The sequence below is a fragment of the Vibrio sp. A2-1 genome (assembly GCF_021728355.1).
Taxonomy (GTDB): domain Bacteria; phylum Pseudomonadota; class Gammaproteobacteria; order Enterobacterales; family Vibrionaceae; genus Vibrio; species Vibrio splendidus_K.
Genome location: NZ_JAKKCO010000010.1, coordinates 98,668 through 111,886, shown reverse-complemented (window position 1 = coordinate 111,886; position 13,219 = coordinate 98,668). Strand labels below are relative to the sequence as shown.

The 13,219-nt window shown below is 44.8% G+C and carries 13 protein-coding genes; 6 read left to right on the top strand and 7 right to left on the bottom strand.

Going from position 1 to position 13,219, the window contains the following annotated elements:
- The 6 genes from L3V33_RS21115 to L3V33_RS21090 form a co-directional block, all read left to right on the top strand.
- Positions 1 to 93 (top strand): integrase core domain-containing protein (locus L3V33_RS21115; protein ID WP_150330743.1); only part of this gene is annotated, 93 nt, incomplete at its 5' end.
- Positions 94 to 325: 232 nt separating this feature from the next.
- On the top strand, positions 326 to 724 hold the full coding sequence (gene mutT / locus L3V33_RS21110; RefSeq protein ID WP_004734971.1) for an 8-oxo-dGTP diphosphatase MutT: 399 nt from the start codon (positions 326 to 328) through the stop codon (positions 722 to 724).
- 92 nt (positions 725 to 816) lie between these two features.
- Positions 817 to 1,641, top strand: a complete 825-nt coding sequence (gene dapB / locus L3V33_RS21105) for a 4-hydroxy-tetrahydrodipicolinate reductase (RefSeq protein WP_081009011.1) — start codon at positions 817 to 819, stop codon at positions 1,639 to 1,641.
- Between the two features lie 503 nt (positions 1,642 to 2,144).
- A complete protein-coding gene (gene carA, locus L3V33_RS21100) occupies positions 2,145 to 3,302 on the top strand; it encodes a glutamine-hydrolyzing carbamoyl-phosphate synthase small subunit (RefSeq protein ID WP_017072829.1) in 1,158 nt (385 codons plus the stop codon).
- Between the two features lie 16 nt (positions 3,303 to 3,318).
- Positions 3,319 to 6,549: a carbamoyl-phosphate synthase large subunit gene (carB, locus tag L3V33_RS21095; protein ID WP_017077692.1), complete on the top strand. Its 3,231-nt coding sequence runs from the start codon at positions 3,319 to 3,321 to the stop codon at positions 6,547 to 6,549.
- A gap of 206 nt (positions 6,550 to 6,755) precedes the next feature.
- A complete protein-coding gene (locus L3V33_RS21090) occupies positions 6,756 to 7,535 on the top strand; it encodes a TSUP family transporter (protein WP_017080245.1) in 780 nt (259 codons plus the stop codon).
- On the opposite strand, the gene L3V33_RS21085 is transcribed toward L3V33_RS21090, so the two are convergent.
- The 7 genes from L3V33_RS21085 to L3V33_RS21055 form a co-directional block, all read right to left on the bottom strand.
- Entirely contained in the window at positions 7,486 to 8,331 is an 846-nt protein-coding gene (locus L3V33_RS21085; protein WP_237291145.1) for a LysR family transcriptional regulator, read from the bottom strand. The genes L3V33_RS21090 and L3V33_RS21085 overlap by 50 nt on opposite strands.
- Positions 8,332 to 8,457: 126 nt before the next feature.
- Positions 8,458 to 9,039 carry a flavodoxin family protein gene (locus L3V33_RS21080; RefSeq protein ID WP_237291144.1) on the bottom strand — a complete coding sequence of 194 codons (582 nt, stop codon included), beginning with the start codon at positions 9,037 to 9,039 and terminating at the stop codon, positions 8,458 to 8,460.
- Positions 9,040 to 9,296: 257 nt separating this feature from the next.
- Complete coding sequence (locus L3V33_RS21075; protein ID WP_004734978.1) at positions 9,297 to 9,914, bottom strand: TRIC cation channel family protein; 618 nt, start codon at positions 9,912 to 9,914, stop codon at positions 9,297 to 9,299.
- A 74-nt stretch (positions 9,915 to 9,988) separates the two neighbouring features.
- Complete coding sequence (gene btuF, locus L3V33_RS21070; RefSeq protein ID WP_017080248.1) at positions 9,989 to 10,858, bottom strand: vitamin B12 ABC transporter substrate-binding protein BtuF; 870 nt, start codon at positions 10,856 to 10,858, stop codon at positions 9,989 to 9,991.
- Position 10,859: 1 nt separating this feature from the next.
- Positions 10,860 to 11,813 carry a cobalamin biosynthesis family protein gene (locus L3V33_RS21065; RefSeq protein ID WP_237291143.1) on the bottom strand — a complete coding sequence of 318 codons (954 nt, stop codon included), beginning with the start codon at positions 11,811 to 11,813 and terminating at the stop codon, positions 10,860 to 10,862.
- Positions 11,814 to 11,823: 10 nt separating this feature from the next.
- Entirely contained in the window at positions 11,824 to 12,519 is a 696-nt protein-coding gene (mtnN, locus tag L3V33_RS21060) for a 5'-methylthioadenosine/S-adenosylhomocysteine nucleosidase (protein WP_017072837.1), read from the bottom strand.
- A 127-nt stretch (positions 12,520 to 12,646) separates the two neighbouring features.
- Complete coding sequence (locus L3V33_RS21055; RefSeq protein ID WP_054547811.1) at positions 12,647 to 13,075, bottom strand: DUF1499 domain-containing protein; 429 nt, start codon at positions 13,073 to 13,075, stop codon at positions 12,647 to 12,649.
- Positions 13,076 to 13,219 lie beyond the last annotated feature (144 nt).

Here is a 13,219-nt window from a genome sequence, read left to right as displayed (position 1 = left end):
ATGGTCGCCGAATCAGTAAAAATCTATAATGAATATAGGCCTCACACAGCTCTAAAATACAAAACGCCCGATGAAATACATCGAGCGTTTTAGTCAATCAAGTGTCAACCCATATCAGGACGGGTCAGTAAATTTCATGACTTATCTTTTTGTCGAAAGGAAAGTCGTCATTCCCTATAGCGAGGAGCGAGCGCAGTCGGGAGTCTTGTTTGATAGTTTGGCTTAAGGTTGTTGTATTAGCTTCCCACCTCAGTCGTTACTCCTTCTGGAGGGTGACGAATTTAGGGGCAACGTAGGCCAAGCGTTTATTAAGGAACATCATCATATGAAAAGAATCCATATTGTCGCGGGCATTATCTTCAACCAAGATAAGTCACAGGTCTTTATCACTAAACGCCCAGACGACAAGCACAAAGGCGGTTTCTGGGAATTCCCTGGTGGTAAAGTAGAAGCGGGCGAAACCATTGAGCAAGCGATGGCTCGTGAACTTGATGAAGAGATTGGCATCAAGGTGACAGAGCAGTCTCTGTTTGAGCACCTTGAATTTGATTACAGTGACAAGTCGCTTAAGTTTGATTTCATTCTTGTGACTGATTTCGAGCAACAGCCTTATGGTAAAGAAGGGCAACAAGGTGAATGGGTCGATCTTGAATCATTGAGCCAATACGCATTCCCTGAAGCGAATGTGCCCATTTTAGAGCGAGTAATAAAAGAGTTTTCGTAATTGCTAGCCTGAGTTTGAGATTGTTGTTAGTTTAAAGAGATTAATCGAATGAACGTTGCTGCGACAGATGAGCAGTGACGGTAACCAAAACAATGGAGATATTCGCAGTGGTAAGAATTGCAATTGCAGGAGCAGCTGGCCGTATGGGTCGTAACTTGGTGAAAGCCGCTCACCAAAATTCAGAAGCAAGCGTTGGCGCTGGTTCAGAGCGTCCAGAGTCATCTTTGGTCGGTGTTGATGTTGGCGAGTTATGCGGTGAAGGTCGTTTTGATGTAGCTTTAGTTGATGACCTTTCGAAAGCGATTGAAGAGTTTGATGTGATCGTCGACTTTACCGCACCTGTGAGCACATTAGCGAATATTGAACTTTGTAAGCGTCACGGTAAAAAACTGATCATCGGCACTACTGGTTTCTCTGAAGAAGAAAAGCAGGTCATCGATGCAGCATCAAAAGAGATGTCTATTGTAATGGCACCAAACTACAGCGTTGGTGTGAACCTAGTATTTAAGCTGCTAGAAAAGGCCGCTAAAGTGATGGGCGATTACTGTGATGTTGAAATCGTAGAGGCTCACCACCGTCATAAAGTCGATGCACCTTCTGGTACTGCGATTGGCATGGGCGAAGCGATAGCCGGAGCGATGGGCAACGAGCTAAACGATGTCGCTGTATGGTCACGCGAAGGCATTACGGGCGAGCGTACAAAAGATGAGATCGGTTTTGCGACCATTCGTGCCGGTGACATCATTGGTGAGCATACCGCTATGTTTGCTGATATTGGCGAGCGCGTTGAAATTACCCATAAGGCAACGGATAGAATGACCTTTGCCAATGGTGCGATCAAGGCGGCTGTTTGGCTAAATGACAAGCCAGCAGGCTTTTATACCATGACGGATGTCCTTGGTTTGAATGACCTGTAAATAGATATTTATGCGCTGGCAATTGCCGGCGCTTTCTTTATTTGGTGGCTTTTCCTTAATAATCTCTCTTCTACGATCTTCCTTCTACTTTCTTTTTATCGCCATTTTTTCTCTATTTTTGTGCTATTTATGCGGTCTTTAGTGTGTTTTTTGTTTTAGGTCTTTAAATTACTATGTTTTCTCTTGGTATTTATCGATTGCGTTTTGTTGCTGATATTTTTGGCACTCTATGGTTAGCTAAAATGACGGGTTAAAATTAGAAAATCGTAATATTCCTATTAATAGAGTATAAAAGTTGAACTTTTGAAGCTTTGATGGGGGAAATTGAATTAGTTCTTACAAATGTTTAATTTCTTTCTCGTTAAATGTTGACACGTATCACGCAGATCACTAGAATATCGCCAATTTGTCTAATTTCCATAAACACGCAGTTTTTGGTGTTACAGGAAGGTAGATTTGCAAATTAAATCAATTTTAATGCATTTTTATTTCTGGAGGTTGTCTTGAAGAAGTCAGCACTACTCGTCCTAGAAGATGGGACAGTATTTCACGGTGAAGCCATTGGCGCTGTAGGTTCTGCAGTTGGTGAAGTCGTTTTTAATACCTCGATGACGGGGTACCAAGAAATCCTCACTGATCCTTCCTATTCTCAACAAATCGTTACCCTTACTTACCCTCACATTGGCAATACCGGAACCAATTCCGAAGATGAAGAATCTTCTTCAATCCACGCTCAAGGCCTTGTGATTCGCGATCTCCCTCTAATCGCTTCTAACTTCCGTAATGAACAATCCCTTTCTGATTACCTTAAGTCGCAAAACGTTGTTGGTATCGCTGATATCGATACTCGTAAGCTGACGCGTATTCTTCGTGAAAAAGGCGCACAGAACGGTTGTATCGTAGCGGGTAACAATTTAGACGAAGCTTTGGCTCTAGCTAAAGCAAAAGAATTCCCTGGCCTGAAAGGTATGGACCTTGCGAAAGAAGTTACAACAAAAGAAGCGTATCAATGGAAACAAGGTTCGTGGACGCTTACGGGTGGACTTCCTGAAGCGAAAGCAGACTCTGAATTGCCATACCACGTTGTTGCTTATGACTTCGGTGCAAAACGAAATATCCTACGAATGCTTGTTGACCGCGGCTGCCGCCTAACGGTTGTTCCTGCTGAAACTTCAGCAGAAGAAGTACTCGCTCTAAACCCAGATGGTGTTTTCCTTTCAAATGGCCCTGGTGACCCAGAACCATGTACTTACGCAATTGAAGCAACAAAAGTGTTCCTAGAAAAAGGTTTACCAATCTTTGGTATCTGTCTAGGTCACCAGATTCTTGCTCTTGCGTCAGGCGCTAAGACAGTGAAGATGAAGTTTGGTCACCACGGTGCAAACCACCCGGTTAAAGATTTAGATCGTGATGTTGTGATGATTACTTCACAAAACCACGGCTTTGCTGCTGACGAAGACACGCTTCCAGAGACATTACGAGCGACTCATAAGTCTCTATTTGATGGTTCTCTACAAGGTATCCACCGTACAGACAAACCAGCATTTAGCTTCCAAGGTCACCCAGAAGCAAGTCCAGGTCCAGAAGATGCGGCACCGCTATTCGACCACTTCATTGAATTAATTAACCAGTCTGTTGCAAACAAACAAGACAAAGCGTAATCCGGAGTAGTAGATAATGCCAAAACGTACTGACATTAAAAGTGTTCTAATTCTAGGTGCTGGTCCGATTGTTATCGGTCAAGCATGTGAGTTTGATTACTCTGGTGCTCAAGCTTGTAAAGCACTTCGCGAAGAAGGCTACCGAGTTATTCTTGTAAACTCGAACCCAGCGACAATCATGACTGACCCAGACATGGCTGATGCGACTTACATCGAACCTATCCAATGGGAAGTGGTTCGTAACATCATCGCTAAAGAAAAGCCAGATGCAGTTCTACCGACAATGGGCGGCCAAACTGCACTTAACTGTGCGTTAGATTTAGAAAAATACGGCGTACTTGAAGAGTTCGGCGTAGAGATGATTGGCGCAACTGCTGACGCTATCGATAAAGCTGAAGACCGCTCTCGTTTTGATAAAGCAATGAAATCGATTGGTCTTGAGTGTCCAACAGCTGATACAGCGAAAACGATGGAAGAAGCTTACAAAGTTCAAGAAATGGTTGGTTTCCCTTGTATCATTCGTCCGTCGTTTACGATGGGTGGTACAGGCGGTGGTATCGCTTATAACAAAGAAGAATTTGAAGAAATCTGTCGTCGTGGTTTGGACCTATCTCCAACCAACGAACTTCTTATCGATGAATCACTTATCGGTTGGAAAGAGTACGAGATGGAAGTGGTTCGCGACAAGAACGACAACTGCATCATCGTATGTGCGATTGAAAACTTTGACCCAATGGGTATTCACACTGGTGACTCGATCACAGTAGCTCCGGCTCAAACGCTAACAGACAAAGAATACCAACTAATGCGTAACGCATCTCTAGCAGTACTGCGTGAGATTGGTGTTGAAACAGGTGGTTCAAACGTACAGTTTGGTATCAACCCGAAAGATGGCCGTATGGTTATCATCGAGATGAATCCACGTGTATCTCGTTCTTCTGCACTTGCTTCTAAAGCAACAGGTTTCCCAATCGCTAAGATTGCAGCGAAACTGGCTGTTGGCTTTACGCTAGACGAGCTAATGAATGACATCACTGGCGGCGCAACGCCAGCATCATTCGAACCAACAATCGACTACGTAGTAACTAAGATTCCTCGTTTTAACTTCGAGAAGTTTGCAGGTGCTAACGACCGTCTAACGACTCAAATGAAGTCGGTTGGTGAAGTTATGGCTATCGGCCGTAACCAACAAGAATCTCTACAGAAAGCACTTCGCGGTCTAGAAGTTGGCGCAACTGGTTTCGACGAAATGGTCGACCTAGATGCACCTGACGCTCTAACGACGATTCGCCATGAACTTAAAGAAGCTGGTTCTGACCGTATTTGGTACATCGCAGACGCTTTCCGTGCTGGTATGTCAGTTGATGGTGTATTCAACCTAACGCAAATTGACCGCTGGTTCCTAGTTCAAATCGAAGACATCGTAAAACTAGAGCAAGAACTTAAAGCGAAAGGCTTTGCTGGTCTGAATAAAGACGAGCTAATGAAGCTTAAGCGTAAAGGTTTTGCTGATGCTCGCCTGTCTAAGATTCTAGGTGTGGCTGAAAGTGAAATTCGTCGCCTACGTGACCAATACGATATTCACCCAGTCTACAAGCGCGTAGATACGTGTGCGGCTGAGTTCTCTTCTGATACGGCTTACATGTACTCATCTTACGATGACGAATGTGAATCGAACCCAACAGACAAAGAGAAAATCATGATCTTAGGCGGCGGTCCAAACCGTATCGGCCAAGGTATTGAATTCGATTACTGTTGTGTACACGCATCTTTAGCACTACGTGAAGATGGCTACGAAACAATCATGGTTAACTGTAACCCTGAGACAGTTTCGACAGACTACGATACGTCTGACCGTCTGTACTTCGAACCAGTAACTCTGGAAGACGTACTAGCAATCGTTCGTGTTGAGAAGCCAAAAGGCGTTATCGTTCAGTACGGTGGTCAAACACCACTGAAACTGGCTCGTGAGCTTGAAGCTGCTGGCGTACCAATCATTGGTACTAGCCCAGACGCAATCGACCGTGCAGAAGACCGTGAGCGTTTCCAAGTTGCTGTTGACCGTCTTGGTCTTCTACAACCAGAAAACGCGACAGTAACAACAATGGAGCAAGCGGTAGAGAAATCTCGCGAAATCGGCTTCCCATTGGTTGTTCGTCCTTCTTATGTTCTTGGTGGTCGTGCGATGGAAATCGTATACGACGAGCAAGACTTACGTCGCTACTTCAACGAAGCAGTAAGTGTTTCAAACGAATCTCCAGTACTGCTTGATAGCTTCCTAGATGATGCAATTGAAGTCGACGTTGATGCGATTTGTGACGGTGAGCGCGTTGTTATTGCGGGTATCATGGAGCATATCGAACAAGCGGGTGTTCACTCAGGTGACTCAGCATGTTCTCTTCCTGCTTACACGCTAAGCCAAGAAATCCAAGACGTAATGCGTGAGCAAGTTGAAAAGCTAGCGTTCGAGTTGGGTGTTCGTGGTCTAATGAATACGCAGTTTGCTGTTAAGAACAACGAAGTGTACCTAATCGAGGTTAACCCTCGTGCAGCACGTACAGTACCGTTCGTATCGAAAGCAACAGGCGCAGCAGTCGCTAAGATTGCAGCTCGTGTTATGGCGGGTCAATCGCTAGAGTCTCAAGGCTTTACGAAAGAAATCATCCCACCATACTACTCAGTGAAAGAAGTTGTTCTTCCGTTCAACAAATTCCCTGGTGTTGACCCACTATTAGGCCCAGAAATGCGCTCTACTGGTGAAGTTATGGGTGTTGGTGCAACGTTTGCTGAAGCATACTCTAAAGCTGAATTGGGTTGTGGCAACATCTACCCAGAAGGCGGCCGTGCACTTCTTTCTGTTCGCGAAGGCGACAAAGAGCGCGTTGTTGACCTAGCATCTAAGCTATCTAAGCTTGGTTACCAACTAGACGCAACACACGGTACTGCAGTTATCCTTGGCGAAGCGGGTATTAACCCACGTCTAGTCAACAAGGTACACGAAGGTCGTCCTCACATTCTTGACCGTATCAAGAACAACGAGTACACGTACATCGTGAACACTGCTGCTGGCCGTCAAGCGATTGAAGATTCGAAAGTTCTTCGTCGTGGCGCGTTGGCTGAGAAAGTGAACTACACGACGACGCTAAATGCTGCATTTGCGACTTGTATGGCGCACACTGCAGACGCGAAAACGTCAGTAACTTCAGTTCAAGAACTGCACGCACAGGTTAAAGCTTCTCTAGCTTAATTGACTAACGTGTATCGCTGTTAAGCGGATATAAATGCTCAAAGCCCACTCTTCGGAGTGGGCTTTTTTATGCCTGTCATCTGGTGAAAATCTGGTAATGGCTAAATGATGAAAATTTGGAATAGGTTACAATCTTGTGTTTCGTTGTTGATTGTTTGCTCACGGTGGTAAGTTGTCGCTACACGAGAATTTAAGGCGTTGGGTATATGGAAATCACTCTAGAAATATTGGCTATCTTGTTTGTTGTTGCAACGGCGGCAGGCTTTATTGATGCAATGGCTGGCGGCGGTGGATTGTTGACTCTACCTGCATTGCTAGCGGCAGGAGTACCACCAACGCAGGCATTGGCCACCAACAAACTTCAAAGTTCTTTTGGTAGTTTCTCCGCCAGTTGGTATTTCGTACGCAACGGTATCGTGAACATAAAAGAGATGCGTCTTGCCATTCTCTGTACCTTTATTGGTTCTGCGATTGGCGCTGAGTTAGTGCAGCATATTGACGCAAGTTTGCTGACCAGCATGATCCCCTTACTGCTTATCGCCATCTCTCTCTATTTCCTATTAGCACCCCAAACTAGAGCGTCTGAAGGTAAGCAAAAGATGTCTGAAGCCGTGTTTGCTTTGTGTATTGGTGGCGGTGTTGGTTTCTATGATGGCTTCTTTGGCCCAGGAACGGGTTCTATTTTCACCGTCTGTTTTGTCGCTATCGGCCATTTCTCTTTAGTGGATGCAACGGCACGTACTAAGGTTCTTAATTTCACTTCGAATATCGCAGCTTTAATCTTCTTTATTTTGGCTGGTTTGCCAATTTGGGAATTAGGCTTAGTGATGGCGGTTGGTGGCTTTATGGGCGCTCAGCTTGGCGCTAAAGTCGTGGTGACAAAAGGGCAGAAATGGATTCGCCCCCTTGTGATCGTGATGTCTATGTTAATGGCGTCTAAACTGCTTTGGGAACAGCATCAACAATGGATTCTATCAGTATTTTAACTCGTGGAGACTGATAGCTGTTCGGCCTTACACAGATATGAATCGGTCGAATCAATCCCTTCAATTCGGCAAAACTAAACAGGTATTGAGGCTCAATATTGAGTGTTTTTACGATAGAGAGCGGGATCAACGCTGGCCCTGTCCCACCCAGCGCTAACTGGGCTGCTGCGGTGTAAGCATCCATCTCCATCAAGGGTTTGATGCCGAACTTTTCAAGCACAGATAACTGATACGAGTTTGCCGGATTGGTCATGTCGTTAGTGATAACCATTGGAGGAAGCTCCGTTAATGGCGACTTACTCACTATGTAAAACGGCTCATCAAACAGGTGGAATGTCATTAACCCATGATGCGGTGGCAGTAAACCAGCACACAACCCTAAGGTCGCCTTGCCAGATTGCACCCTCTCTATGATTCTTGGGGTATGGTTCGTGGTAATGGTGATGTATTTATCTTGTTGGATAAATTGGCCCATCATCTCACCTAGATAACCCGCGATCAGCGACTTAGAGCTATCTAAGGTGATGAGAGTGGTATCTTCCAACTCTTGCTGCTCATAAATAAGACCACGAAGCTCATTGAATGTAGGGCCGATACTCTCGATTAATGCAATCGCATCTGGCGTCAGTTTGATCTGTCGGCCACTCGGTTCTATGAGTTTCTTGCCCAACTTCTTCTCTAAATTAGCAATCCGTTTGCTGACCGCTGATTGGCTGATATAAAGCAAACTGCCGGTGCGGCTCATGGTTTTTGCTTTACTTAAAACCAATAGAGTTTCGATTCCTTCGAGTAGCATTGGATTATATTCATGAAAGTTGGGAATGATTAAACCAAGTTACCTCAAACGCCATTCATTCTCTAGTCTGAGCTCATAGATATCAGACAAGCTAGGGGTTTTGACGTTAGCTCGTTAATTAGCTAGTTAGGTTTTCTTAACTAGACTCGCGATGCGTTGGCCAAAATAGAAAGCGGTTTTAAGATCATTACTATTGATGTGATTATCGTTGCTCTCAGCCGTCTGATCATCACTGGCGACCAAACCTATACTTGAACCTGTGCGATTCAAACCTAAATCATCAATATGCTTTGAGATATCAAGCCCTGCCCAAATCATGCCATGCTGACAAGCCAGAGTGAAAAAGCTCAGTAGAGTTTGCTGTTGTTCACCGTTTAGGCTGCCACCAGTGGTGAAACCTGCAGCGAGCTTATTTCGCCATGCCTTCTTACAGTAGCTATCACTGCTCGCATCCATGAAGCTCTTAAATTGAGCTGCTGGTGAGCCCATATAAGTCGGGGAGCCAAAGATAATGGCGTCACAGCTGTCTAATGCGCTGAGCTTATCGTCATTGTCATATCTTCCTTCGACTATTTCAGAAGAGAGCACCTCGATGAGCAGTGCTGAGTTAGATTGTTGAGTGTTAATGCCTTCAGCGATTGTCTCTGCGACTTGCTTAGTCGCTCCATTCTTAGAGAAGAAAACAATGCCCACGTTATTGATACTCATCTTGAACTCCCTATTGGCAGACTATATTAGTAAATAAAACAATTTATAAAGATATTTATTTACTAATATAGTCTGTTAACTAGGTAAGTAAACAAAAAGCATTACTAACTAACAAGCTAAGAGCTATGAACTAACAAGCTAACTAAATTGAATGTCAGGAAAAAAGGGGATCTTTGAAGGGGGAAATTGAGGGGATAAGTAATTTGAAAGCGAATTAAAAAAGGCTCCTTTGCGGAGCCTCTTAGTCATCGTTCTATCTATTTGATAGCGAAGGTTGGCAATGACAAGTGCCAGCGAATAGCGCCAAGCCTAATCAATAGTGTTGTGAACACACCGGCTAAAAATGCGGTTTCTGAATCGTGCCCCATGAGAATCGCCATGGTATGGAAAGCACCACCAATGATACAAGCCGTGGCGTAGACTTCACTTCTTAGGATCATTGGAACTTCACGAGCAAGTACGTCACGGATAATGCCGCCACCGCAGCCTGTGATAACCCCCATGATAATAGCAACCAATGCAGAGTCTTGATAATTCAGCGCTTTTTCAACACCAATGCCAACAAATACCGCTAAGCCGATCGCATCACATACTGGCAGGATCCACCAAGCCAGACGCTTTGGACGTCTTACTATAATCATGGTCAGCAAACAGGTGGTGATGATGACCCAAAGGTAGGTGGTATCGGTGATCCAAAACACGGGAGTTGCACCCAGTGCCATGTCACGAATCGTACCGCCGCCAATCGCGGTTACGCTACCTAAAACGGCGACACCAAAGGGATCCATCTTAAGACGGCCCGCGACAAATACGCCTGAGACAGCAAAAATGGCAGTGCCAAATAAATCGATAATATAAAGCAGCATGGAGTCCATGATACTGGTGCTCTTATAGTTAAAATTGTAGGGACAGGTCGGTGGCGAATTGTACGAAAAAACGCAGCAAATAGTTAGTGATTTTGCCTAGCTCTATCGAAGAAATCGCATACTTGTTGGATCGCTTTCAAAGTTCTTGTCGTCGGGCGATTAATCCAGTCAGAGTTGAGTGACCAAATCTGATTTTGAGCGACTGCCGGGATCTCATCTTCCCAAGTTTGCCACATGGTTCCATTCTCAATGGCGTGCTGAGAAGTGAAGATCACTTGCGGTTTCCTTAATACAACTTGTTCAATACCAACTTGCGGATAAGGGGAAGCACTGTCTTCGAAAATATTCTGGCCGCCACAAAATTCAAACACCTCACTTGGCCAGTGCCCTTGAGCGACGGTGATGATCGGCTTCTCACTTAGCTGATAAAAGTAGTTTACGGGCTCAGCATCTTTATATTTTAGTCTCAATGCGTTGAGTTGTTCTTTGTATTGCTTGGCATTGTTTTTCCCAATACTCGGATCACTTGAGTATTGGCTGAGTTGTTCAATATTGGTCGCAATGCTGTCTAGGCTTTTAGTTTTCGAGTAGTAAATATTAAACCCAAATTGCTCTAGTTTCGCGAGTTCTCTGGGCGGGTTTCCCGCTGGCCACGCAAGAATCAAATCAGGTTGCAGTGCGATGATCTTCTCAACCTTGATGCCTTGATAGTTTGCCACTTTTTCAAGCTGGTCTGCTTGTGGTGGGTAATCACTCCGCTCACTTACAGCAACAAGGTTGTCACCTAAGCCAGCACTGTACGCGAGTTCAGTAGCATGAGGAGCAAGGCTGACCACCCGTTGAGCAGGTTGTACTTTTTCTGGAGTCAGTGATGTTTCTTCTGCAAATGATAAAGGTAGCCATAAGCTGGAAGACAAAAGAGTAAGGCTTGTAACAAGTGCTGAAGGTTTCACTCTAAATCCCTTGGTGAACAAATAGTAAGATTAGGCTTTGTAAAAATATCCAGATAGCGATGCGGCCAAATAATAGCTTCTGAACCTGCGATAAATGCAGGGCTGATGGGGCGATTCTGCCGCCTAATTTTGCACGAATGGCTTTGGTATTGTCGTAAATCGCAGGGCCGCCCAATGACAGCTCTAGCTTGTTACCTACAGCGGTGATTAACCATGCCGGGCCTGGTAGTGGCCAAGATGAGCTTTGGACCAACATCATTTTAAATGTGTGTGTGGCTTTATCACCACATACGATCATCAAAGCAAACAGACGCATCGGTATGAATTCGAGGATAGCGACTATCTTAATCGCTGTTGACCCGAATGGAGCAAATCGCTTGCGACTTGGTGACCAAGCTCGAGCTAACTCGACTACAAGGCGGTACATTAAAGCCGTAATTCCACCACCAATGGCGTACCAGAATAAAACACATACCACATTGCGAGCGTAACCCATGATGATGCTTTCTGCGGCGGCTTTGCCTAGGCCAAGTGATGACAGTGATTCGGTTTGACGATTTACAACCGGAGCCAGTAACTGACGAGCGGCAGCTTTATCTTCTCGTCCAAGCGCTTTGTTCAGCTGATTTGCTAGCTTTTCATTATTGCGCCAATCAATCGCCAGTAATAACAGCGCTAATTCAAACAGTTGAGATTGCCAAACCAATGGTTGCAGTGCCAATAGAATTACCAGAGTCGGCAGTACCATTACGCCCCAGGCTAATGTGCCCGAGATTAAGCTTTGGGAATAGTTTTGGTTGTTATTAACCTTGCTTGCTAAAAGCTCAGCAAACTTATGCCATAAGGTCGTGGGGTGTGCGGCATGGGGGATAGGTAAAATCAAATGAAAAAGCAGTGCTCCCCACATTACAAGGAGCACGCCATTTGCAAATACCTGATCAAACAGTGTTTGCATGTCTAGTCGCTTACTTTAGTAGGGCAACCATCTTGATAACCATTTCTGAAGAGCTTTGTGCTGCTAGTGGCAGGAACTCTTCGAAGCTCATTGGTGATTCTTTGTCTGCAACGTCAGAGATTGCACGAACAACCACGAATGGTACTTGGAATTGGTGACAAGCTTGAGCGATAGCCGATGCTTCCATCTCTACAGCAACGACAGATGGGAAGTGCTTGCGGATGAACGCTTGGCGTTCTGCAGTGCATACAAACGCGTCGCCAGTACAGATAAGACCACGAACGGCGTGTTTGCCTTCCATTTGTGCGAGTGCTTGTTCTGCAACAGCCATCAGTTTGTCATCAGCTTTGAACGCTGCAGGTTGACCTGCCATTTGGCCTATTTCGTAACCGAAAGCCGTAACGTCTGCATCGTGGTGACGAACTTCAGTCGAGATAACCACATCGCCAAGGTTTAGCGTTGAATCAAAACCGCCAGCAGAGCCAGTGTTTAGTACTACGTCTGGCTGGTATTCGCTTAGTAGGATTGAAGTACCCACTGCAGCGGCTACTTTACCAATGCCTGATTGAAGCAAAACAACGTCAACACCATTTAGCTGACCAGAGAAAAAGGTACAACCGCCTTTATTAACTTCAGTAATGTCTGAAATTGCTGCCTTTAGGATCGCAACTTCTTGCTCCATTGCGCCAATGATGCCGATTTTCATGTGTAGTCTCTTAATAAATAATATTTAAACGGTAGAGCGAAATTGTAGCATGGATAAGAAGTGTCGAGCGACTGCCCAGAGGCACTTCTCATCCGAATAGCAGCGATTTATCTGCGTATTCTTTTATCTATTTGATCAGGCCTTCGCTTTTTAAGCTAGTGCGAAGTTGTTCAGCACGCTTTCGGTTTACGCCAAAATCAGAGTGACCAGTACGAGACTCTGAACGCACGATCAGTTTGCCATCAGTGATCTTAAGCTCTAAGTCATCGACAAAGCGCATGATGCGAGAAGTGCATTCAACACGCAGGTAATCTTCTGTTTTACTCGCGGTTTTCGATCCCGGTAAGGTTAGCGCAACCTGCTCAATGGCATCTAAGTTTGCTGAATCTGATAACTCAAACGCGGCCAATGTATGCTGTTCACGGTCATCTTGAGTTGATACGCAGTTTGGTTTGTCTCCACAAGGTGATGAAGTTCTGTCTTTCATGTCCGTGATTCCTTGGCTACAAGCGGTTAAGGTCAAAAGAGATAGAGAAAGGAGAGCGGCTTTTTTCATAGTGTTTCCTATGGCGTTGTTTTAATTGTAGTTATAGGTATTAGCTTGTTTGAGTTTGTTTTACGTATTTTCGTTATGCTTGTGATAAACGTATCTAATTCAAAAAAGGATCCATAACTGGATCCTTTTTTTATAGTAACGAAC